Below are 23,828 nucleotides of genomic sequence, written 5' to 3'. Positions count from 1 at the left end.
TGAGAAATTTATGCTTGAATTATTTTTTTTAAAAGAGAATTCAAAGTTACGTTACATTGTCTTTTGCGCATTATTCAATTTCATAGCAGTACTTCTAACATTTGTGTCGAATTAAGAAGATATATAGGAGGGATATATATGGAAATAGCTGTAGAACGTGTTTTTACGAAAGAGATTTTAAAAAGAGCAGCGAATTTGTTTCATGTAACAGTGGAAGAAAAGCCACTTGGAGATTTTGAGAATTATGTTTTTAAGGCGAAGGGTGATAATGATGAAGATTACGTATTACGTTTAACACATTCTTCTCATCGTTCTAAACAAGAGGTAGAGGCTGAACTAGATTTTTTACGATATGTTGCGGAGAATGGGGCAAAGGTAGCAGGACCTCTTTATTCAACGTCTCGAAATCTCGTAGAAGAAATCGTAGCAGGGGATGGAACGTTCTTTTTCGCTTCTTTATTTACATATGCAAAAGGTGAGCAAGTAAAAGGAGAGGAATCGCCTTATTGGGGAGATGCTTATTTTGAAGCATGGGGAAAAGCGATTGGGCAACTGCATCGCCTTACAATGGATTATCCTAAAACAGACTACCGTGATACGTGGGAAGAAGACGAAAGTGGAATTGTTAATGAATTAGAAGATGGTCAAGTGAAAAAGATTGCAGCGGTACTAATGGATGAAATTAAGGCCCTTCCAGTTGAAAGAGAAACGTTCGGTCTTATGCACGGTGATATCCATCAAGGTAATTTTCATTATGATGGTAAAGAGCTAACAATCTTTGATTTTGATGATGCGGCTTATAATTACTTTATACATGATTTAGCGATGGTTCTATACTACTCTGTTCTATTTACAACGTGGACAGCAGAAGAGAAGACAGATTTTGCTCGTAAACAGTTACAAGTGTTACGAAAAGGATATGAGTATGAGCACAGGCTGGCGGATAGTTGGTATGAATCGTTGCCACTATTTTTACGTTTACGTGATATAGGTTTATATGGAACGCTTCAGAAGAAGTTTAAAGGTAAAGATATGCCTGATAACTTCTTGAAATTATCAGAAGAGCTATACGAAAGAATTATTAAAAGAGAAGCAATTGTGAATATATAATACATTTAGTTCAAACCAAAGTATATAAAACAAATATATACTTTGTTTTTTTATACAAAAATATGTTTACTTTATTAAAATAATATTGTCCTAGATTCAGTATGCACTTATAATTATATATATATATTCTGAATATTATTTATAAAGGAGGAGGGGGAATGTTGGAAACTTTCGTAAATTGGATAAATAATATTGTTTGGAGTCCAGCACTTGTTTATTTATGTTTAGGAGTAGGTTTATATTTTTCCATTCGAACGAGGTTTTTACAAGTAAGGCACGTAGGAGAAATGGTGAAGCTGACATTTAAAGGAGAAAAATCAGAGGCTGGTGTTTCTTCATTCCAAGCGTTAGCACTTTCATTATCAGGACGAGTTGGGACAGGATCAGCTTATGTAGAATCAACACTCGCGCAAATATATAAGACGAAACATCAAGGGCAGTTTCGTGGTGGACCTGCTTATTACATCGAAAAAGGTTTAGGTGTAAAATGGTATGCATTAGTATTCGTTGCAGCGACAATTATTGCAACGGGGCTTTTATTGCCAGGTGTGCAAGCAAATAGTATTGCTGTAAGTTTAGAGACAGCTTTTGGAATTAACACTACATTATCAGGGACTTTATTAGTTGTTGTATTAGCTATTATCATCTTCGGTGGAGTAAAGCGAATCGTTAACTTTGCACAAGTTGTCGTACCGTTTATGGCAGTTGGTTATATTTTAGTAGCTTGCGTTATTGTTGCTATGAATATTGAAAAATTGCCAGAAGCATTTATGTTAATTATAAGAAGTGCTTTTGCATTAGAGGCGGCTTTCGGTGGTATTATCGGTTTAGCAATTTCTTGGGGAGTAAAACGTGGTATTTATTCCAATGAAGCAGGGCAAGGAACTGGGCCACATGCAGCAGCAGCTGCTGAAGTATCACATCCAGCTAAGCAAGGCTTAGTGCAAGCATTTTCCGTTTACATTGATACATTATTTGTTTGTTCAGCAACAGCATTTATGATGATTATTACAGGCATGTATAACGTATTTGATGCGAGCGGAAAAAACTTTATCGTAAATAAATTAAACGGTGCTCAGCCAGGACCGGGGTATACACAGGCGGCAGTAGAATCTGTTTTCCCTGGATTTGGAAACGGTTTCGTTGCAATCTCGTTATTATTCTTCGCGTTTACAACAATTATGGCGTATTACTACATTGCAGAAACGAATATTGCGTACTTAAATCGTGATAAAGACCGTCCTTGGATGTCTATGGTACTAAAGTTTGTATTTTTAGGAGCTGTATTCTATGGATGTATAAAAACAGCAGCAACGGCTTGGGCTTTAGGCGACATTGGGGTAGGAATTATGGCATGGGTAAATATCATTGCGATTTTACTATTACAAAAACCTGCATTAGTCGCATTAAAGGATTATGAAAAACAGAAAAAAGAAGGAAAAGATCCAGTATTCGATCCAGGGCCATTAGGAATTAAAAATGCTGATTTTTGGGAGCATGAATACGGGAAAGATAAGAAAGAAGAAGTATCTTAACAGAATAGAAATGAAGAAGCAAAGGGGAAACTCTTTGCTTTTTTTTATGGACAAATTGAAGCTAAAAGTTATTTTTGAGACTATTTTTGAATATAAAAAGAATGTACATGCATTGTTAGGGGAAGGGGGAGTATGTTGATAGAATTTTGTAATGTAAATAAATATTATGGTAACTTTCAAGTTTTGAAAAATATTAATGTGCAAGTGAAAAAAGGTGAAGTGGTGGTAGTTGTCGGGCCTTCAGGATCAGGAAAAAGTACATTGCTTCGATGTATAAATCAATTAGAGGCAATTACAGATGGAGAATTAATTGTACAAAATACAGAGGTGCACAATAAAAAAACGGACATGAATGAATTGCGGCGAAATATTGGGATGGTCTTTCAACATTTTTATTTATACCCACATAAAACAGTTCTGCAAAATATTACATTAGCACCGATTAAAGTAAATAAAGTTTCCAAAGAAGAAGCAGAGAAAACAGCAATGCTTTATTTAGAGAAAGTAGGAATCCCAGAGAAGGCTAACGTATATCCACATCAATTATCCGGAGGACAACAACAAAGGGTAGCAATTGCTAGAGGACTTGCGATGCAGCCGGAAATTATGCTATTCGATGAGCCTACGTCTGCTCTTGATCCAGAGATGATTGGAGAGGTACTTGATGTTATGAAGGCGCTGGCTAAAGAAGGGATGACGATGGTCGTTGTCACGCATGAAATGGGATTTGCGCGAGAAGTAGCAGATCGGATTTTATTTATGGATGATGGTCAAATTATTGAAGATACAACACCGGCGCAATTTTTTGCAAACCCTGAACAAGAAAGAGCTCGTTTATTTTTAAGTCGGGTGCTAAATCATTAGAGGAGGAATTTTATGCTTAAAATGAAAAAATTATTTACTTTAATCGTATTTTCATGTTTATTCGTGCTTGTTGTTGCTGGATGCGGAAGTAAGAAAGATGAGTCGAAGGAAACAAATACGAAGCAAGGCGGGGCTGTTGAACAAATTAAGAAACGAGGGAAATTAGTAGTCGGGGTAAAGAATGATACGAATTTATTTGGATTAAAAAATCCTTCAACAGGGCAGGTAGAAGGATTCGATGTTGATGTCGCGAAGGCACTTGCGAAAAAGATTCTCGGAGATGAAAAGAAGCTAGAGCTGAAAGAAGTAACGTCTAAAACACGTATTCCAATGCTGAAAAATGGTGATATTGATGCAATTATTGCAACAATGACAATTACGGAAGAACGCAAAAAAGAAGTGGATTTTTCAGATGTATATTTTAAAGCAGGACAATCGTTACTTGTGAAAAAAGGAAGCAATATTAAGAGTGTCGATGATATAAAACAAGGCGTTAAAGTATTAGCTGTAAAAGGATCAACATCTACAAATAACATTCGTCAAAAGTCACCAGAAGCGACTGTATTAGAGTTTGAAAATTATAGTGAGGCATTTACAGCGTTAAAGGCAGGTAAAGGTGATGTGTTAACGACAGATAATGCGATCCTTTACGGAATGGCAAAACAAGATTCTAATTATGAAGTAGTAGGGAAAATTTTCACAGATGAACCATACGGAATTGCAGTGCAAAAAGGGGCAGATGATTTAACGAAAGAGATTAATACTTTAATTAAAGACATGAAAGCAAGCGGGGAGTATGACAAATTATATGAGAAGTGGATTGGACAAAAACCAGAAAAGTAGATAGTAAAAGTGAGAGGATGAGAGTACTCATCCTCTTCTTGTAAAGAAAGAGGGGAGAATATGTGCCTGATTTTTCTATATTAACGAATAACATTGATATGTATTTAGAAGGATTTAAATATACAGTTATGTCTAGTGTAATTGCATTGATAGGCAGTTTTATTTTAGGAGTAATTTTGGCAGTAATGCGTATTGCACCTATTCGTATTTTAAATTGGATAGGATCAGCTTTTGTGGAGTTTGTAAGAAATATTCCACTCGTATTAATTGCATTTATATTCTATTTTGCTTTACCTGTAATAGGAATTACTTTAAATGGTTTTGTAGCAGGAACAGTTACGCTTACGGTATATACGGCAGCTTTTATTGCAGAAGTAATTCGCGCTGGTATTTTATCAGTTGCGAAAGGGCAAATGGAAGCTGCCCGCTCTTCAGGGCTAACGTATGTGCAGGCGATGTATTATGTTGTCTTACCCCAAGCTGTGAAAATTGTAATTCCCCCTTTAGGAAACCAGTTTCTCAATTTAGTTAAAAACTCTTCAATACTTGGAATCATTGCTGGTTCTGATTTAATGTATCAAGGAGATTTAATTTCAACGAAGCCGTTTGTTACGTTTGATGTTTATATATTTGTCGGGATGTTTTATTTAATATTAACAATTCCGCTCAGTATGCTAGTGCGTTATTTAGAAAAACGCTTGGCAAAGGAGGCGGTGTAAATGGATTTCAAGGGAGCAATTACAGGGGATCATATTCTATTTTTATTAAAAGGATTACTGATAACATTAGAGGTAGCGCTCATAGCAATTGTACTTAGTTTTATTATTGGAAGTGTAATCGGTATATTGCGCTACACGAAAATACCTGTCGTCTCACAAGTATTAGGAGTTATAGTTGAAGTGATTCGAAACTTACCACTACTGTTAATTATATTTTTCACGTATTTTGCACTTCCAGAAGCAGGCTTGAAATTAGAAATTATAACAGCTGCAATTGTTGCTTTAACAATATTTGAGGCAGCAATGATATCTGAAATTGTTAGAAGTGGTTTATTGTCTATTGAAAAAGGGCAGGTTGAAGCCGCAAGATCTTCGGGATTAACTTATGTGCAAGCGCTTTGGCATATTATTTTGCCACAAGCATTAAGGAGAATGGTTCCGCCGCTTGTCAGTCAATTTATTTCATTGCTGAAGGATACGTCGCTAGCGGTTGTTATATCACTCCCTGAGCTTATGCATAATGCTCAAATTATTAGCGGGCAAAATGTGAATTACATGATTCCAACATTTATATTAGTAGCTTGTATGTACTTTATCGTAAATTATAGTTTATCAATTTTATCGAGAAGATTAGAACTTCGTTGACTCTTACAATATATGTAAGGGTTTTTTCCTTGTTTCTCCTTATTTTCCTCTAAATAGAATCTAAATCTTGCAATAATTCGATTTTTATATTATTTTATCAGAAAAGTTTTAATTTTATATAGAAAATGTAATCGCTTTCGTGTATATTTTTATTATCAGAAAATTTTAACAAGATATAGGGGTATTGGTAGGGGGAGGATTTAGATGCAGCAACCAACGAATGAGAAATTACATCGCACGATGAAGAGTAGACATTTATTTATGATCGCACTTGGTGGTGTAATCGGAACTGGTTTTTTCTTAGGTTCAGGTTACACTATTAATCAGGCTGGACCAGGGGGAGCCATCCTTTCATATTTAGTAGGCGGATTTATTATGTATTTAACAATGCTTTGTCTTGGAGAGTTAACGGTAGCGATGCCGGTTTCAGGATCTTTCCAAAAGTATGCAACGAAGTTTATTGGACCAGGAACGGGCTTTATGATTGGCTGGTTATACTGGCTTGGCTGGGCAGTAACAGTGGGTCTAGAATTAACGTCAATCGGTTTAATGATGAAAAGATGGTTTCCAAATGTTGATGTTTGGGTATGGTGCCTTGTATTCGGTGTTATTTTATATGCTTCAAACGCAATTTCGGCAAAAAGTTATGCTGAATTAGAATTTTGGTTTTCTAGTATTAAAGTAATTACAATCCTTGCATTTGTTGTTCTTGGTGGTAGTGCATTATTAGGATTTATATCATATGACGGAAAAGAAGCAGCACCTCTTTTCTCTAACTTTGTAAGCGATGGTGGACTTTTCCCGAATGGACTAGCTGCCGTACTACTTACAATGATTACAGTTAACTTCTCATTTCAAGGAACAGAGTTAATCGGAATTGCAGCGGGAGAAAGTGAAAATCCAGAAAAAACAATTCCACGTGCGATCCGTAATACAGTATGGCGCATTATGTTATTCTTCATTTTAACAATGACAATTTTAGTAGGATTAATTTCTTGGAAAGAAGCAGGTGTAATTGAAAGTCCATTCGTAGTCGTATTTGATAAAATTGGTATTCCATACGCAGCTGATATTATGAACTTCGTTATTATTACTGCGTTATTATCTGTAGCGAACTCTGGATTATATGCAGCGACGCGTATACTATGGTCACTTGCAAATGAGGGAATGGCACCAACTTCCTTCCAGAAAGTAAATAAGCGTGGTATTCCAATTACAGCGCTAGTCGTAACGATTGCGGTAGCTGGATTATCTCTATTCACAAGTTTCCTTGCAGAAGATACAGTATACATGTATTTATTATCGATAGCTGGTTTATCGGCTGTTTCAAGTTGGATCATTATTGCTCTATCGCAACTTCGCTTTAGAAGTCAGTATATAAAAGGCGGAGGAAAGTTAGAGGACTTAAAGTATAGAACACCACTATACCCGATTGTTCCAATTTTAGCTTTAATTACAAATAGCATTGTTGTTATTAGTTTAGCGTTTATTCCTGAACAAAGAATGGCGTTATACTGTGGTATTCCATTTATCATTTTCTGCTATATATATTATTATATTAGTAAGAAACGGCAGAAACCGATGAAAGTGGAGATGGAAAAAACAAATGAAACTAACAATCAAACACGATGATATAGAAGCAGATTTATCGTATGGTCAATTAGCGATTGGAAAAGAAAACGGTTATTCACCGTTACAATTACTCGTTTCTTCTATCGCAGGGTGTGGTGCAATTGTTTTTCGAACGATTTTAGAAAAGAAACGTATTCCATACGATACGTTTACAATCGAAACTGAAATTGGTAGAAGTGAAGCGTTATCGAAGCCAGTTGAAAGTGTTCATTTGCACTATAAAATTAAAGCGGAAAACATTACAGAAGAGCAGTTGGACAAAGCATTGCAGCTTGCAGTGAAAAATTGTACGATTGTTCAATCTGTAAAAGATAGTATAAAGGTTACGGAAACAATTGAACTAATAAAATGAAACATAAAAACGTGAGAATACGGCTCTCACGTTTTTATGTTTTTAATAAAGGGGGAAATATGATGGAATGTTTAGGGTGTAAATTAGCAGGCGGAGAGGAAATTATATATAAAATATATGAAGATGATTATGTAACATGTTTTTTAGATCATGCGCCTTTCTACTCAGGACATACTTTAATTGTGCCAAAGCAGCATGTTGTAGAAGTAGACGAATTAGATGACGTTGTAGCAAAATCTATTATGGATGCTTCTAAGCTCATTGCAAAAGCGATTAAGATAGTATATAAACCTGACGGAGTTACAGTTTGTCAAAATGGTGGAGTATTTAACGAGTTAACACATTATCATATGCATGTCGTACCAAGATATAAAGAGCGTTCGTTTGCTGAGTTTTATATGGTACAACCAGGAGAAAAGCAGAATCATAACTTGGAAGAGACAAAGAATTTGTTAAAAGAAGCGATAGAGCATATGCTGCTTACTGAAAAGGCGTAGCGGTCAGGAAAATTCTAATATTAAAAAGCCCAGTTTCTCAGTTACAATAGAGAAATTGGGCTTTTATTTATTCTATTATTAAATTTTATATATAAAAAGATTTTGCAGTGTCACAAAGTATAGCGCTCATTCGTTATATAGAGTGAGAGGAGGAATTATATGAAAGTTACAAACAACGATTATGAAAAGATGGAAGAGCTATATGAGTTGTATGAACAAAAGATTTATTATGTAGCATATTCTATTTTAAATAATATTCAACAGGCTGAAGATGCGGTTCAAGAGACGTTTATTACTCTTTATAAGAATTTGGAAAAGCTCCATAGCTTGGCTACTCAAGAGCTTAAACGTTACATTTTGAGGATTGCGAAAAACAAGGCGATTGATAGTTACCGGAAAAACAAACGACATGAAACATTTTTAGAAGAATATGAAAGAGAATCTGTAGAAGCAGTAGATGAAAATATTGAAGAGTGGGAAAAACGTAAAATGTCTGAGGTTCAAATTGATGCATTGCTAAAAGAGTTAAACGAATCTAATAGACAGGTGTTTAAGTACAAAGTCTTCTATAACTTAACGTATCAAGAAATTTCAAGTGTCATGGGGATAACCGAGGCAAATGTCCGCAAGCAGTTTGAACGCGCTCGAAAACGAGTCCAAAATATGATAGGAGGTATACAACATGACGAATTCAAAGAACTCCAAAGAAATATATGAACTTGCTGAAAAAATTGCTTTAGATGATTTTGATAAACTTGAACAACAACATGAATTTTCACATACATATACGCGCAAAAAGAAATTGTTTATGGAGGAAATGAAACCGCAAGATGGACAACCGCTGAAAAAGCGTAAAAGACATCGTATGTTAATCGCTGCTGCTTGCTTATTGATCGGCATGCCGACAACCGTTTTTGGAGCAGTAAAGGTCTATAATATGATCGTTCAAAAACAAAATTATGAAGTAAATGTTTCAGTAACAAATAAGGACTCGAAAAAGGCTGATAAGTGGTATAAGCTGAAAATCGATAAATTACCAGAAAATATGGAAGCAATTGATGACTCTGCTATGAAATATTCCTTTAAAGATAACTACGCAATGGGTGGATTTTCATTCGTTCTTTGGAGAGTAGGAGGGAATTCAGATTTTCCAACTCTCTACTCGAAAAGTTATGAAGAAAAAGAGATAAATGGTAAGAAGGCAGTAATTGTCCATAGAGAAAATGGTAATAAAGATTTAATGTTTAATAGAGTAATTTTTCTCTATTTTGAGGAAGAAGGAATTATGTTACAAAGTTACATTGGAAATGATATAAACGAAGAACAAATGATAGATGTGCTAGGGAGCATTTCACTTGAGCCCACGTCAAAAGAAAAGTCATCATATATAAGCGATTATGATAAAAAGTATTTTAGCCAAGAAAGTAAAACAACTAAGGTAATTCCTTTGAAGAAGGATAGCAAACGACTATTTCATATAGGGCAAAAGGTTCCAGTAACGATATCTATGGATAACAGTCAAATTGAATATGTGATAGAAAAAGTTGAAATCTTTGATTCAATCAAAGATTTTAAACAAGAGAACTTTAATGAAATGGGCTTAGGAATACTAAGCAGGAATCAAGCTTTGGATCAAGCTGGACAATTGATACCATATAGAAGGGATAAATATAAAATTGGAAATGGTAAAGATTCAATTGATCAATTAGTAGAATCAAAATTAATTCATCCTAAATTTGTCTACCTGACAACAACAGTGAAAAATATAGGTAAACAGGCGACAGAAGAAATCTATATGACTCCATCTATAAAAGTTCTTGAATATAAAGGAAATGCATGGCAGTATGCTGGGAAAGATGGAATCGCAGAAAAAAATATTATGACAGGCGAAGTTGATTATTTAGAGCCTCATGGAGATGGAAAAAGCTTTTACAATATTGGCAGTATCACACCAGGAGAAACGGTAAAAGTTAATTTAGGTTATTTTGTAGATGAAGATAAATTAGATTCAATCTTTTTGGATGCTTTCAATTACAGAGGGATTGGTGACACTGAAAATATGAATTCGAAAAATCGTTGGTGGTTTGATATTCGTCAATCGTAAACATAATAAGAACAACTAGATTAAAAAGCTGCTTATATTTAGCAGCTTTTTTCGTCTCCATACATATGTAAAACTTCTTTCGCACGCATACGTAAACCATCTATCAATTCTATCGGTTCTAAAACTTTTGCATCTTTTCCGAGTCTATAAAATAAAGGGGTAATAAAATTGATTTCTCCTTTATCAATTGTTGAATGTATATATCCTGTCCCGTTTTCGTTTGTTACAATGAATTCTTCAAGGTAAGGCACGCTTTTACATTGGCGTACGCCTTCTGTTGACAGTAAAACATGTAACTGAGTAGGATTATGTACTACGTGAGAGTTAGAGGCAAACCACTCTTCTAAATTCATGAATGTATCTTCATTTTCTTCCGTTGATAATATAGAAAGAATACGATCGACGCGATACAGTAATGTTTTTTCTACATTAAAATCATAAGCAGGTAAATACCATAAACCATCATGCGCATATACACCGATAGGATGAACGTGTTTTGTTTTGATCTTTGATTTAGATTCGTATTGAAAGTGTAAATTTTTATTTTCAATAGCCGCTGTTAACACTTCGTTTAAAAGTGGTGTCTCAATTGTTCTTTTCGGATTCCAAAAGGCGATATAAGAACGTATTTTGTCAACTTTAGTTTTCGCATCATGTTGTAGGGAGCTATATAGTTTATGTGTAACGGAATTTATTTCTGTGTTAAAAGGCAAGTCTCTGTAGTAGCTTAAAGATTGAAAGGCAAAAAAGATGGAGACTGCTTCTTCTTCCGTAAATAAAATAGGTGGAATTACTCTATTCGTTAATACTTTATATCCTCCGTTGCGACCTTGTTCAGCGTAAATAGGTAATCCCATATCACTTAAATCTAAAATGTATCTATGGACAGTACGAACAGAAATATTAAATTCATCAGCTATTTCTTGCGCTGTAAATGCTTTTTTCGCAGAATCAAATATAAGAATATCTAATAAGCGTTTAGCTTTTGACAAATGTATCACCTTTTTTCTTTTTAAACATGACATAAATTGTCGTGTTTTATTGTTAGTATATTGTTTACAGCATAATGTTATCAAGATGAGATGTAAGGAGGAAAAAATATGTCACGTGAAATAGTTTTATTTATTGCGGCGAGCTTAGATGGATATATTGCGAAAGAAGGTGATGATTTACAGTGGTTAATGGAAACCGAAGGGGAGGGAGATAACGGTTATACAGAAATGTACGAAACGATTGATACAATAATTATGGGAAAAAGAACGTACGATTATGTAGTAGAGCATATAGAACCATTCCCGTATTTAGATAAAAAATGTTATGTTTTTTCTAACTCAGAAAAAGGTTCAAACGAACACGTGGAGTTTGTAAATGAAGATGTAGTGGAGTTTACAAAAAGGTTGAAAGAGCAAGAAGGATCTAAAATATGGATGGTCGGTGGAGGGAGTCTCTTAAGAGAGTTCTTTAAGAATAATCTAATTGATGAATATGTTGTTACGATTACACCTCACATATTAGGTTCTGGAGTTCCGTTATTTCAAGACAAGAACCCGGAAATTAATTTAACTTTAACGGATACGAAACGTTTTGGGCAATTTGTAAATTTATATTATAAAGTAAAGTGATAAAAAAACACGACTATTGATGATAGTCGTGTTTCTTTATGGATGGTAATGAAACTATAAAGCAAGACCCGTAATCGACTTCGCTCGTTACAGTAATATTTCCGCCGTGTAGTTCTACAATTTCTTTTACGATAGATAGTCCTAAACCAGTTCCGCCTGTAGATCGTGATCTCGCTTTATCAACTCGATAAAAGCGGTCGAAAATGTGAGGGAGATCTTCAGGAGGAATACCTTCGCCTTCATCTTCAATTGTAATGGAAATACTTTTATGTTCTTCTGTAACAGAAATGTTTATATGAGAATGTTCTTTTGAATGTCTATAAGCGTTATTTAAAATGTTCACCACAACTTGTTCAAATCGTTGTTCATCTAAGTTTACTAGCAGTGTAGGAGGACAAGAGAAAGAAACTTTAATGTATCTTTCTTTATATATGGCATTTACTTTTTCGGCTATGCGAGTTAGGAAGGTGTGTAAATGTACTTCCTTTACTTGAATAGAAAAGTTATGTTGTTCCATTTGTGCAAGTGAAAATAAATCTTGAACTAAGTTTGTAATGTAATCAGACTCATCTTTTATAATTGATAAATATCGCAAACGTTGTTCAGAAGGGGTGCTTTCTTTTGAAGCAATGTCAGCATAACCTCTTACGTATGTTAACGGTGTTCGTAATTCGTGAGCAACACTTGTTAGAAATTCACTTCGCTCTGTTTTCATATAATGTAAATCATTTGCGAGCGTTTGAATAGATGATGCTAGTTCACCAATTTCATCATTTCGAGTAGTCGTTAATGAAACGGACAAATCGCCTTTACTCATTTTTTCAGTTGAATGTTTCATGTGTAACAATGGTTTTGTTAATAAACGTGATAATAGGAAAATTGTGATGACTGTGAGTAGAAACGTGATGGCGCCAGCAATAATGAATTGTTTCGTTAATCCATTTACCAACTTTTCAATGGATTCTGTTCCAAGAAACATATACACATATCCTTCATGTTTTCCAGCTACTATGATAGGACTAACTGTACATATATAATTAGATGTTTTCCAATGATTTTCTATAATCGCTCCGTTATGGTCTGTTCGAGTCTGCATGCTACTAATGTGATTTTTTATAGTCGTGTTTATTTCGTTAGATTTAGCTAGCACTTCTTTATTTGTATTTGTAATAACGACAGTTGTTTCAGCTTCAGATTCCATTAATGCTACGTGAGAGATGGTTTGCTCATCGTAATATTTTTCAAGTACATCTCGATGACTATTTCCTCGCTTTAATAAAGCTGTCATTTCTTCATTTACTCTAGTGTTTACGAGACTATAATAGAGCAAAATGGCGTAAAAATAATCCGAGTAAAGAAAATTCAATTGGTGTGAGAAGGAGTTCTTCACTATGGACAGAAACGAAGTGTTTTGTTTCATCCCATACAATACCGTGATATTGGATTTGTTTATGTTCATTTGTACGTCTTAAAACGGCTTCAATTCTTGCGAAAAGTTCTTCTTCATGGAAAGGTTTCATTACGTAATCATCGGCTCCAAGTTTTAATCCTTGAACGACATCTACTGTTTGATCACGAGCTGTAACCATAATAATAGGAATGTTACTAAAAGATCGGATTTTTTTGCACGTTTCCCATCCGTCCATCTTTGGCATCATAATATCGAGTAAAACAAATTTAAAGTTTCGATTTTCTATATGTAAAATAGCTTCTTCTCCTGAAGTCGCACATACGCAGTTATATCCAATTGGGGTAAGATAAAGCGTTAATAATTCAAGCATTCTCGGTTCATCGTCTACGAGCAGTATATCAATCATAGAGAGCCCTCCATATTTATAATCGTTACTTAAAGTGTAATGCAAAATCATGAAGAAATGGTGCAGATTATGATGCATCTGCATAATTTCTTCAGAATTGCTTGTTATTGTGGAGTTGAAATTACATTTTAGGTAATCATATTGGCTCAAAAATGATTAATACGGAGGCGGTATAGTGAAAAAAATGACCCGAATTTTTGGGATAACAATAATTACAGCAGTTGGTCTTGCTGCATGCGGACAAACGAATACAGACCATAAAAACCATGAATCTACAAAAGAGAAGAAAACAGAGCAAAAGGAAATGAAAATGAATCAGGAGGTAACGGCGCCAAAAGAAATGAACGAAGGTGCATTGAATGATTTATTAACGACAAGTCTAAAAAATGTGACGAGATTAAATACAAATGACCCCCTAAAAATGGCAGTATTAACTTCGCAAACGATATGGCCAGCAACTCATAAGGAGAACCAGCCAGGTGCTGTTATTTTAGTACCAGCAAGCGAGTGGCAATTAGGTATTGCGAGTGCAGACCTTATTCATCATCCGAATAACGGGCCGATTTTATTTATAGAAAAAGAAAAGATACCGGAAATGACGTTAAAAGAAATAAAACGATTAAATCCAATCGGAACGAAAGATGGGACACAAATTATGGTGATGGGGGATGTAGGTACTAGCGCGCTTGAACAATTAAAAGGTTATAAAGTAAAACAAATAAAAGAAATGGACCCAGCTATATTTGCGAAGGATGTTGATAAGGAGTATGCCGACATAACAGGAAGCTACCCAAGTAGTGTTATTATTGGTTCGTCTGCAGAAGAAGGACGTTTATATACAACACCCGCTGTAAATTGGATTTCTCATATGCCGGAACCACTACTCTATACAGAAAAGAATAAAGTGCCAGAAGCGACAATAGAGGCATTAAAAATGAGAAAAGATAAAGCAAATATATATGTATTAGGGCCAGAAAAAATTGTTTCAAAAGAAGTGGAAAAAGAGCTGAGCAAATACGGGAAAGTAACGCGTATTAGTGGAGAGACCCCTACAGAAAACTCGATTGCGTTCGCTAAATTTAAAGATGAAAAAACAAAATTTGGCTGGGGATTCACAAAACCTGGTCACGGTTTATCATTTGTTTCAAGTAAAACACCAGATTTAGCAGTTGCTGGGGCACCTTTTTCACATATGGGTAAACACGCACCTGTTGTATTATTAGAAGAAGGTAAAGCTTCACAACCAGTGTATGACTTCCTTGCTACTATTCAGCCGAAGTTTAAAGATGATCCGACACTTGGTCCATATAATCATGGCTTCTTATTAGGAAGTACGAGTGATATTTCATTTGAAACACAAGGAATACTAGATGAGAGGTTAGAAATTGTTCAGGAAAGTGGTCAAGAACACGGTGGACATTAATGAAATGAGAAAAGACGCTACTGATATAGCGTCTTTTTCTTTAGGAAACTTTTACATAGTAAAAAATCTTCTACTCGTTATATAATAGCTTTCGTGCAGTCGGCTGATTTTCTTATGGAGAAAATCAAATGATAAAGGAGTAGAGGAGTGGTATTTTGTTTCAAACGATAAAAAATGATTGGTTTTCTAATGTGAGAGGGGACGTGTTATCAGGAATTGTCGTTGCTTTAGCATTAATTCCTGAAGCGATAGCCTTCTCTGTTATCGCTGGTGTGGATCCGACCGTTGGGTTATACGCAGCCTTTTGTATTGCAGTTACCATTTCATTTGTTGGCGGAAGAACTGGGATGATTTCAGCTGCAACAGGTGCAATGGCATTATTAATGGTGACGCTCGTTAAAGATCATGGTTTGCAATATTTATTTGCTACAACAATATTAACAGGTATTGTCCAAATTATTTTTGGCGTGTTCAAACTGAGCTCATTTATGAAGTTTGTTCCGAAATCTGTTATGAGTGGTTTTTTAAATTCACTTGGAATTTTAGTTTTTACAGCGCAATTGCCACATTTTAAAAATGCAACTTGGCAAATGTATGCACTCGTTGTATTAGGACTTGCAATTATATATTTATTTCCACGTATTACAACGGCTGTACCTTCTACGCTTATTTCAATTATTATTGTGACGAGTATTGCACTTATGAGCGGACTACAGTTGAAAACAGTAGGAGATATGGGAAGCTTGCCGAAAGAATTACCATTCTTTAGCATTCCTGACGTGCCTTTTACAGTTGAGACATTAGGGATTATTTTACCGTATGCAGTTATGCTTGCAATTATCGGTTTACTAGAATCATTATTAACAGCTTCAGTTTTAGATGATATGACGCATACGGAAAGTAATAAGCATAAAGAGGCACGCGGTCAAGGGATCGCAAACATTGTTGCTGGTTTCTTCGGAGGAATGGCAGGTTGTGCAATGATCGGTCAATCTGTTATTAATATTAAATCAGGTGGACGAGGTCGCCTATCAACATTTGTAGCGGGCGGATTTTTAATCGTATTACTATTTGTTTTAGGAGATTATGTCGTTCATATTCCGATGGCAGCTTTAGTTGCAGTTATGATTATGGTTTCAATCGGAACGTTTGATTGGAACTCTGTAACAACAATTCATAAAGTACCAAAAGGAAACGCATTTGTTATGATTGTAACAGTTGTGATTGTCTTAATTACACATAATTTAGCATTAGGTGTAATTATCGGAACAGTAATTAGTGCGGTTTTATTTGCATTCAATATGGCAAAGATTCACGTGAAACATTTATATATTGAAAATAAGAAAATATACGAAATTCACGGTCAACTTTTTTTTGCATCTACAGCCGACTTTATAAATAATTTTTCATTTAATGAAGATGTAAAAGAAATCGAAATGAACTTTACTCATGCGCACGTATGGGATGATTCGGCAGTGGCATCAATTGATAAAGTTATCATGAAGTATGAACAAAGTGGTGTGAAAGTAAGTATAACAGGATTAAATGAACGTAGTTCAAAACTTGTTGCAAATTTAGCTACTTATAATAAAAGAATTGCTAGTTAAAAGCCTCCTTTTTAGGGGGCTTTATTATATAATACGAATAGGATAACGAAAAGGGGATTCAGCATATGTACAAACAAATTATATTAGCATGTGACGGTTCTGAACATGCACTTCGAGCAGCGGAGCATGCAACATATATTGCGAAATGTAGCGAAGAAACAAATGTTGAAGTTGTGTACGTAGTAGATAATAGAACGGCAAAATCAGATATTATACAAGGTCAAACAGATTTAGAAACAATATCGGCTAGTCGAAAAGATAAATTAAAAGAGATTGAAGGTTTATTAAAGAAAGAGAACATTTCTTATACAATTACGATATTACATGGTGATCCTGGAGATACAATTGTTCAATATGTAAATACAGGAGATATAGATCTTGTCATTGCTGGAAGTAGAGGGCTCAATACACTGCAAGAAATGGTGCTGGGAAGTGTAAGTCATAAAATAGCAAAGCGTGTGAAATGTCCAGTGATGATTATAAAATGAAATAGAACGTAACGAAGACCTTAGTATAACTGAGGTCTTTTTTTATGTATAAATGACTCTTATTTGTGGAAATACTAGATATATAAGTTGAAAAGATGTTAACTTACAAATTTGTAAGTTAGTTGTTAGAGAAATCGATGTTATGAAATTTTTCCCATTGGTAAAATAAAAGTATCAAAGGGGAGATAGGGAGGATGGAAGCAATGAAATCATTTCAAAATTTGTCATATAGCCAAGGTGTCAGTCTTATTTGTTTAGGGGGATTTGCTGCATCTGTTACGTTAGCTGTTTTAATAAAGGTGTTTCATCAAATCTTTTAATCTTATAGTAGGGAAGGAATTGGTTGTTATCATTAGTAGGAACAGCAATGAAAATAAAAAATAGCTCTTAGCATGTATGTAAATGCTAAGAGCTATTTTTATGCTTGTTATATATTATTTAAGCTTGCTTTTGTTTTACTGACCCTGTATTTAAAGTAAGAGCAAGGAAGAACATTGCAAGTACGCAAGATGCAAGTAATAAGATGAATCCGCCATCCCATCCGAATGCATCTACGATAAAGCCCATAGCTGCACTAGCAAAAGCAGCTCCGCCTAAGTAACTGAAGAATCCAGTTAAGCCTGCTGCAGTTCCAGCAGCTTTCTTTGGTGCTAAGTCTAGAGCGTGTAGACCAATTAACATAACCGGTCCGTAAATTAAAAATCCAATTGCGACAAGTGCGATACTATCAACCATTGGATTACCAGGAGGGTTTAACCAGTAAACAAGAACTGCGATAAATACACCAACCATAAATAGAATACCAGCAGGTGCACGACGTCCTTTAAAGAGTTTATCACTCATCCATCCGCAAAGAAGTGTACCTGGAATACCAGCCCATTCATATAGAGCGTAAGCAGTACGTGAGCTACTATGAGTAAAGCTTTTTTCTTCTACTAAATAAGTAGGAGCCCAGTCTACAACGCCGTAACGTACGAAATATACGAAAACGTTCGCAATAGCGATGTACCATAAAAACTTATTGTTTAATACGTATTTAAATAAAATTTCCTTTACTGAAAGCTCGCGTTCGCGATCTTTTACTTTTTCATCTGGTGGATATTCTCCAGTATGTTCTTCAATAGAAGGTAGTCCACAAGATTGAGGTGTATCTTTCATCGTAATTAATACATAAATACCAACTAAAATTGAAAGAATACCTGGGAAGTAAAAAATACTTTTCCAGTCATCTGCGAAGAAGTATAAGCCTAATGTTACAAGTGAAGGCATAAGCGCTCCGCCAACATTATGAGCGACGTTCCAAATAGACATTTTTGTACCACGTTCGCTAATAGAGAACCAGTGAACCATCGTACGACCACAAGGAGGCCATCCCATACCTTGTACCCATCCATTTAAAAACTGAAGCACAAACATAAGTATAATACTCGTTGTAATGAAAGAAAATGAGCCGAAAATAATATTAATGATACCTGATAAAAATAGCCCAGCTGCTAAAAAGTAGCGAGGATTACAACGATCGGATACGATACCCATAAGAAATTTACTTAATCCGTAAGCGATAGAAACTGCTGAAAGGATAACCCCAAGTTCCCCTTTACTAAAGCCTTGCTCGATTAAGTATGGCATTGCTAGTGAAAAGTTTTTTCGAACAAAGTAGTAACCTGCATAACCGATGAAGATACCTAAGAATACTTGTAAACGTAATTTACGGTATTCGCTATCAACGCGATCAGCTGGTAAGCGTTCCGCGTGGGGCGCAGGTTTAAATAATTGTGTGAAAAACATAAAATGAAAATCCTCCCCTAATTAATTCGAAGCGTTTTAAGACAGAGAACATAAAAAGGCCATGAAATATAAAAAAGTTTCCTTTTTTATGATTCATAGCCGTGTACTCCGTTTCTCCGTGACTGTCAATATTAACTTCGTCGAAAATTATACAACTTTGTGACAAAAATGTAAACGTTTTTATGAATAAAAGTATTGACGGATTTTGTTCGTGGGATTAATATTTAAATACATTAAATATTTTATTGTTTAAATAAGAGGTGGATAACATGCCAAATGATATGACGCATATCGATAAAATTCAAGCTCTTGCCTTTTCGATTGGAAAGAAAATGCAGACGGAGTTATTAGAACAAATGCAAGCGACAGGACTTACACCACCGCAGTTTTATATTTTAAAGATTTTAGATCATTATGGGGCTTCAAGAGCGACAACATTAGCGAAAAAGATGTATGTGAAGCCTAGCGCGATTACAGTGATGATTGATCGTCTAATCGATCAAGAACTTGTAGAACGCTATCACGACAAAGATGACCGTCGCGTTGTCATCATCGAGTTAACGAAAAAGGGGAAAGCTAGAGTAGAAGAGGCAATGACAGCTCGTAACGAGCATATTGCAAAATACTTTTCACATTTAGAGTTGCAAGAAAGAGAAGATTTATTACGTCTCTTTGAGAAGTTAGAAACCATTATTTGTGGGACACAAGAGAAAAAAGAGAATAACTAAGAGGAATTGAGGAGATTACATGGAGCAACAAGAAAATCAAAATAGAAAGTTGTTGTTAATCGGTTTAATTATCGCGATGCTATTTGCTGCATTAGATGGAACAATTGTTGGTACAGCAATGCCACGTATCGTCGGTGACCTAGGTGGATTAAGTTTAATGACATGGTTAACAACAGCTTATATGTTAACATCAACGACAGTTGTACCAATTGCAGGTAAATTAGCGGATTTACTTGGTCGTCGTAACGTATATATAACAGGGCTAGTTATTTTCATGATTGGTTCGGCGTTATGTGGTATGGCAAATGGTATGGCAGAATTAATTATTTTCCGTGGTATTCAAGGTCTTGGTGGCGGTATTATGATGCCAATGGCTATGATTATTATTGGAGATATGTTCACGGGGAAAGAACGTGCAAAATGGCAAGGTATTTTTGGTGCGTTATACGGCCTTGCTTCTGTAATTGGACCACAAGTTGGTGGTTGGATTGTAGATGCAGTGAACTGGAGATGGGTATTCTACATTAACTTACCGGTTGGTATTTTAGCAACAATCTTTATTGCAATGGGATTAAAATCGCATAAACAAACAGGACCAATTAAAATTGATATCGCTGGAATCTTTACGATGATTCTCGGTGTTGTAAGTTTATTACTTGCGCTAACGTTTGGCGGAAAAGATTATGCATGGGATTCTTGGCAAATTATCGGTTTATTTGCACTAGCTGTAATTGGTATCGTTAGCTTTGTTATCGTTGAAACGAAAGCTGAAGAGCCAATTTTACCAATGCATTTCTTTAAAAATCGCACATTTACAATACTGAATGCGATTGGATTCTTTATGAGTATTGGAATGTTCGGCGCGATTATGTTCGTACCATTCTTCATGCAAGGTATTGTAGGAGTAAGTGCTGCTGAATCAGGAACAATTATGACTCCAATGATGATTACAATGATTGTGATGAGTATTATCGGTGGGCAACTTGTATTAAAAGTTGGTGTAAAACCACAAATTATCGCAGGTATGCTTATTATGGCCGGTGGTTTCTGGTTATTAACAACGATGGATATGCACACAACGAAGCTTACAGCTACTTCTTATATGATGGTTATCGGTTTAGGAATGGGTCTTGTAATGCCGACATTAACATTAGCGTTACAAGAAAGCTTCCCGAAAAAAGACCTTGGTGTTGTAACATCATCAAGTCAGTTCTTCCGACAAATCGGTGGTACATTTGGTATTACAATTTTAGGATCAATTATGAATAACACTTCAGGTACGACATTAACAAAGAATTTAGTACCTGTATTAGATACATTCCCGAAAGAAGCGGGACAAATGGTAACGAAATTTAAAGATATGATTCACACAGATCCACAAGGTTTATATTCGATGCTATTTAGCCCAGAGGCATTAAAACAAATGCCAGAAGCGTTCGCTAACAGTATTGTACCTATTTTGAAAAACTCTTTAGTAGACTCGCTTCATACTGTATTCTTAACAGGATTAGTATTTATCGTAGTAGGTGCTATCTTTACGATTTTCTTACAAAAAATTAAATTATCAGATCGTAAAAAAGATGCTAAAGAGCCTGTTGTAGAAGAAAAAGAAAAAACTGTATCATACTCGTAATGAAGAAGCATCGCCTTATGGCGGTGCTTTTTTGAGTATAACCTCAAAAGCTTTTTAGTGAGAAATGATTGACGTATTTTTAGAAATACGTTATATTATTTTCTGTAAACGGTTACATGAAATGAGGAGAAAAGAGAATGAGTACGATCAAAGACGTTGCGAAATTAGCGGGAGTATCTGTTGCGACCGTTTCCAGAGTTCTAAATAAAAATGGATATGTTCACGAAGATACATTAAAAAAGGTAGAACGTGCAATTGAGATGTTAGATTATAAGCCTAGTACAGTAGCGCGTTCACTGTATAATAAAAAGTCTCGTTTAATTGGCTTAGTTGTTCCAAATATCGTGAATCCATTCTTTCCGGAAGTTGCACGTGCCGTAGAAGATGTAGCACATAAACAAGGTTACACAGTTGTCCTTTGTAACTCTGATGAAAGTTTAGAAAAAGAGAAACAATATATTGATGTGCTTAGACAAAATAATGTAGATGGATTTATTGTAGCAACGAATCCACAAAATAGTGTTAATTACATGAATTTATCTGTTCCGGTTGTTGCGATTGACCGTATGTTTAATGAGCGTATTCCTACTGTATATGCAGATAACTATGCAGGAAGTCAGGCTGCGACAAAGTTGTTACTAGATAAAGGATGTAAATATATTGCACATATTCGCGGTCCACGTGATGTGAGTACTGCAAATGAACGCTTTGAGGGTTTTGTAGACGTTATTACGCAAAATAATCTTTCGTATATGATTGCAGAGAGTACGTTTGATCCAGCAAATAGTGAGCGTGTAGCGATGGAATTATTAGAAGAATACCCGCATATTGATGGTATTGTTGCTGGGAATGATTTAATTGCGATCGGTATTGTAAAGGCTGCACTTCAAAAGGGGATTGCTATTCCAGATGATTTACAAATTATCGGATTTGATGGCATTTCTTTAACGGAAATGCTGTATCCATCTATTACGACAGTTGCACAACCAATATATGAAATGGGGAAAATTGCAACAGAGTTGTTGTTAGAGCAAATGGAAGGAAATACATTAGAAGAGAAACATTATCGTTTGCCGATTGAAATTATAGAACGAAATACAACGAAGTAAGGAGATGAAACAGATGCCAAATATTGCAGTAGTAGGGAGCATTTCAATGGACTTAGTGGCTGTTTCAAAAAAACGGCCGAAAGCAGGAGAAACAGTAATTGGTGAAGCGTTTCATACAATCCCAGGAGGGAAAGGGGCAAACCAAGCAGTTGCTGCAGCTAGATTAGGAGCAAATGTAGCAATGGTTGGAGCGGTAGGAAATGATGATTATGGAACAGTAGTTAGAAAAAATTTAGAGAACGAACGCATTTTTATCGATTATGTGGTACCGGTTACAGATAGAACGACAGGAATTGCTCATATCGTTTTAGCAGAAGAAGATAACAGTATTGTTGTCGTACAAGGGGCAAATGCTCTTGTAAATAAGTCAGTTGTAGATCGCTCCAAAGACCTTCTTGTAAAAGCGGATATGGTTGTTCTTCAACTAGAAATTCCACTTGAAACAGTAAAATATGTATTGGCTATTTGTGAGAAACATAATATTCCTGTTATGTTAAATCCAGCGCCAGCACAAGTTTTATCAGAAGAAATTTTAGAAAAGGCAACTTATATTACGCCAAATGAACATGAGTGCCGCATCGTATTAGATGATTTCATCTCACCAATTGAAGATTTACTGGCTAAATATCCAAATAAACTATTGATGACAGAAGGTTCTAACGGTGTTCGTTTCCATAATGGGACGGAGATTGTACATGTTCCTAGCATTGCTGTTGATGTAGTGGATACAACTGGAGCTGGTGATACATTTAATGGTGCGTTAGCAGTTGCACTTTCTGAAGGAGAGACACTTCAAAAAGCAATTCGTTTCGCGAATATTGCCGGTGGTCTTTCTGTAACGAAACTTGGAGCACAGGGCGGTATGCCAACGAGAGATCGAGTACGTGAAGTGCAGGTGATTGTTGGGTGAAAAAGCATGGTGTATTAAATAGTGAAATCGCGGCAGTCCTTGCTTCACTTGGGCATACAGATACGGTTGTAATTGCTGATTGCGGGTTACCGATTCCGGATGGAGTAAAACGAATTGATTTAGCTGTTGAGATTGGAAAACCGAGTTTTTTAGAGGTGTTACAAGTTGTAGCTGATGATATGGCAATCGAAAAAGTGACGTTAGCAGAAGAAGTCATTATAAATAATGCGGAAGTAAATAAAGAAATAGAGCAGAAATTAATAGAGCCAGCATTTGAGTATGTATCTCATGAGCAATTTAAAGAGCATACAAAGAAAGCGAAGGCGATTATTCGTACAGGCGAGGCTACGCCTTATGCAAATGTAATTTTACATGCAGGCGTGATTTTTTAATAAAGGGAAG

General features: G+C 35.5%; 23 protein-coding genes and 2 pseudogenes. 21 read left to right on the top strand and 4 right to left on the bottom strand.

The window, feature by feature from the left end; translation table 11 throughout:
* The first annotated feature begins 138 nt into the window (after positions 1-138).
* From MR169_RS13255 to MR169_RS13205, 11 genes are all read left to right on the top strand, one after another.
* On the top strand, positions 139-1,110 hold the full coding sequence (locus tag MR169_RS13255) for a phosphotransferase enzyme family protein (RefSeq protein ID WP_242319515.1): 972 nt from the start codon (positions 139-141) through the stop codon (positions 1,108-1,110).
* Between the two features lie 161 nt (positions 1,111-1,271).
* Positions 1,272-2,645: an alanine/glycine:cation symporter family protein gene (locus MR169_RS13250; RefSeq protein WP_242319519.1), complete on the top strand. Its 1,374-nt coding sequence runs from the start codon at positions 1,272-1,274 to the stop codon at positions 2,643-2,645.
* 132 nt (positions 2,646-2,777) lie between these two features.
* Positions 2,778-3,509 carry an amino acid ABC transporter ATP-binding protein gene (locus MR169_RS13245; protein ID WP_033693778.1) on the top strand — a complete coding sequence of 244 codons (732 nt, stop codon included), beginning with the start codon at positions 2,778-2,780 and terminating at the stop codon, positions 3,507-3,509.
* A gap of 12 nt (positions 3,510-3,521) precedes the next feature.
* On the top strand, positions 3,522-4,352 hold the full coding sequence (gene glnH, locus MR169_RS13240; protein WP_016117156.1) for a glutamine ABC transporter substrate-binding protein GlnH: 831 nt from the start codon (positions 3,522-3,524) through the stop codon (positions 4,350-4,352).
* A 62-nt stretch (positions 4,353-4,414) separates the two neighbouring features.
* The gene (locus MR169_RS13235; RefSeq protein ID WP_242319514.1) at positions 4,415-5,071 is read left to right on the top strand and encodes an amino acid ABC transporter permease; all 657 of its coding nucleotides are present in this window, start codon (positions 4,415-4,417) and stop codon (positions 5,069-5,071) included.
* Entirely contained in the window at positions 5,072-5,716 is a 645-nt protein-coding gene (locus tag MR169_RS13230; RefSeq protein WP_000345958.1) for an amino acid ABC transporter permease, read from the top strand.
* 204 nt (positions 5,717-5,920) lie between these two features.
* The gene (locus MR169_RS13225) at positions 5,921-7,348 is read left to right on the top strand and encodes an amino acid permease (RefSeq protein ID WP_001187097.1); all 1,428 of its coding nucleotides are present in this window, start codon (positions 5,921-5,923) and stop codon (positions 7,346-7,348) included.
* Positions 7,323-7,700 carry an OsmC family protein gene (locus MR169_RS13220; RefSeq protein WP_242319513.1) on the top strand — a complete coding sequence of 126 codons (378 nt, stop codon included), beginning with the start codon at positions 7,323-7,325 and terminating at the stop codon, positions 7,698-7,700. The genes MR169_RS13225 and MR169_RS13220 overlap by 26 nt, the downstream gene beginning before the upstream one ends.
* Complete coding sequence (locus MR169_RS13215; protein WP_137026707.1) at positions 7,697-8,197, top strand: HIT family protein; 501 nt, start codon at positions 7,697-7,699, stop codon at positions 8,195-8,197. Before MR169_RS13220 ends, MR169_RS13215 begins: the two co-directional genes overlap by 4 nt.
* Positions 8,198-8,356: 159 nt before the next feature.
* Entirely contained in the window at positions 8,357-8,914 is a 558-nt protein-coding gene (locus MR169_RS13210) for an RNA polymerase sigma factor (protein WP_016117159.1), read from the top strand.
* Entirely contained in the window at positions 8,880-10,301 is a 1,422-nt protein-coding gene (locus tag MR169_RS13205) for an anti-sigma factor (RefSeq protein ID WP_061664098.1), read from the top strand. The genes MR169_RS13210 and MR169_RS13205 overlap by 35 nt, the downstream gene beginning before the upstream one ends.
* 38 nt (positions 10,302-10,339) lie before the next feature.
* Here the strand turns inward: MR169_RS13205 and MR169_RS13200 are convergent, their stop codons facing one another.
* Positions 10,340-11,326: a helix-turn-helix transcriptional regulator gene (locus tag MR169_RS13200; RefSeq protein WP_242319512.1), complete on the bottom strand. Its 987-nt coding sequence runs from the start codon at positions 11,324-11,326 to the stop codon at positions 10,340-10,342.
* 75 nt (positions 11,327-11,401) lie between these two features.
* Between MR169_RS13200 and MR169_RS13195 the strand changes: the two genes are divergently transcribed.
* The gene (locus MR169_RS13195; protein WP_086391909.1) at positions 11,402-11,923 is read left to right on the top strand and encodes a dihydrofolate reductase family protein; all 522 of its coding nucleotides are present in this window, start codon (positions 11,402-11,404) and stop codon (positions 11,921-11,923) included.
* Positions 11,924-11,936: 13 nt separating this feature from the next.
* Here MR169_RS13195 and MR169_RS13190 read toward each other — a convergent pair.
* Both MR169_RS13190 and MR169_RS13185 read right to left on the bottom strand, forming a co-directional pair.
* Positions 11,937-13,256: pseudogene (locus MR169_RS13190) on the bottom strand (HAMP domain-containing sensor histidine kinase); the annotation flags it as partial.
* A pseudogene (locus tag MR169_RS13185) lies at positions 13,255-13,740 on the bottom strand (response regulator transcription factor); the annotation flags it as partial. The pseudogenes MR169_RS13190 and MR169_RS13185, both read right to left, overlap by 2 nt.
* A 175-nt stretch (positions 13,741-13,915) precedes the next feature.
* Here MR169_RS13185 and MR169_RS13180 point away from each other — a divergent pair.
* From MR169_RS13180 to MR169_RS13165, 4 genes are all read left to right on the top strand, one after another.
* The gene (locus MR169_RS13180) at positions 13,916-15,163 is read left to right on the top strand and encodes a cell wall-binding repeat-containing protein (RefSeq protein WP_242319511.1); all 1,248 of its coding nucleotides are present in this window, start codon (positions 13,916-13,918) and stop codon (positions 15,161-15,163) included.
* A 155-nt stretch (positions 15,164-15,318) separates the two neighbouring features.
* On the top strand, positions 15,319-16,770 hold the full coding sequence (locus MR169_RS13175; RefSeq protein WP_000487914.1) for a SulP family inorganic anion transporter: 1,452 nt from the start codon (positions 15,319-15,321) through the stop codon (positions 16,768-16,770).
* A 65-nt stretch (positions 16,771-16,835) separates the two neighbouring features.
* The gene (locus MR169_RS13170; RefSeq protein ID WP_000277998.1) at positions 16,836-17,258 is read left to right on the top strand and encodes a universal stress protein; all 423 of its coding nucleotides are present in this window, start codon (positions 16,836-16,838) and stop codon (positions 17,256-17,258) included.
* Between the two features lie 203 nt (positions 17,259-17,461).
* A complete protein-coding gene (locus tag MR169_RS13165) occupies positions 17,462-17,578 on the top strand; it encodes a DUF4027 family protein (protein WP_000834733.1) in 117 nt (38 codons plus the stop codon).
* A 118-nt stretch (positions 17,579-17,696) separates the two neighbouring features.
* Here the strand turns inward: MR169_RS13165 and glpT are convergent, their stop codons facing one another.
* Positions 17,697-19,046 carry a glycerol-3-phosphate transporter gene (gene glpT / locus MR169_RS13160; protein ID WP_242319510.1) on the bottom strand — a complete coding sequence of 450 codons (1,350 nt, stop codon included), beginning with the start codon at positions 19,044-19,046 and terminating at the stop codon, positions 17,697-17,699.
* 269 nt (positions 19,047-19,315) lie between these two features.
* Between glpT and MR169_RS13155 the strand changes: the two genes are divergently transcribed.
* From MR169_RS13155 to rbsD, 5 genes are all read left to right on the top strand, one after another.
* A complete protein-coding gene (locus tag MR169_RS13155; RefSeq protein WP_001132365.1) occupies positions 19,316-19,774 on the top strand; it encodes a MarR family winged helix-turn-helix transcriptional regulator in 459 nt (152 codons plus the stop codon).
* Positions 19,775-19,793: 19 nt separating this feature from the next.
* Positions 19,794-21,407, top strand: a complete 1,614-nt coding sequence (locus tag MR169_RS13150) for an MDR family MFS transporter (RefSeq protein ID WP_240853505.1) — start codon at positions 19,794-19,796, stop codon at positions 21,405-21,407.
* A 137-nt stretch (positions 21,408-21,544) separates the two neighbouring features.
* Positions 21,545-22,516 carry a ribose operon transcriptional repressor RbsR gene (gene rbsR, locus MR169_RS13145; protein WP_242319509.1) on the top strand — a complete coding sequence of 324 codons (972 nt, stop codon included), beginning with the start codon at positions 21,545-21,547 and terminating at the stop codon, positions 22,514-22,516.
* Positions 22,517-22,529: 13 nt separating this feature from the next.
* Complete coding sequence (rbsK, locus tag MR169_RS13140; RefSeq protein ID WP_001132869.1) at positions 22,530-23,426, top strand: ribokinase; 897 nt, start codon at positions 22,530-22,532, stop codon at positions 23,424-23,426.
* Entirely contained in the window at positions 23,423-23,818 is a 396-nt protein-coding gene (rbsD, locus tag MR169_RS13135) for a D-ribose pyranase (protein ID WP_000716151.1), read from the top strand. Before rbsK ends, rbsD begins: the two co-directional genes overlap by 4 nt.
* Positions 23,819-23,828: the final 10 nt, after the last annotated feature.

Source organism: Bacillus cereus group sp. BfR-BA-01349 (assembly GCF_022663795.1).
Taxonomy (GTDB): Bacteria; Bacillota; Bacilli; order Bacillales; family Bacillaceae_G; genus Bacillus_A; species Bacillus_A cereus.
The sequence above is the reverse complement of the archived record's forward strand: the minus strand, read 5'-3'. Positions and strand labels throughout refer to the sequence as shown.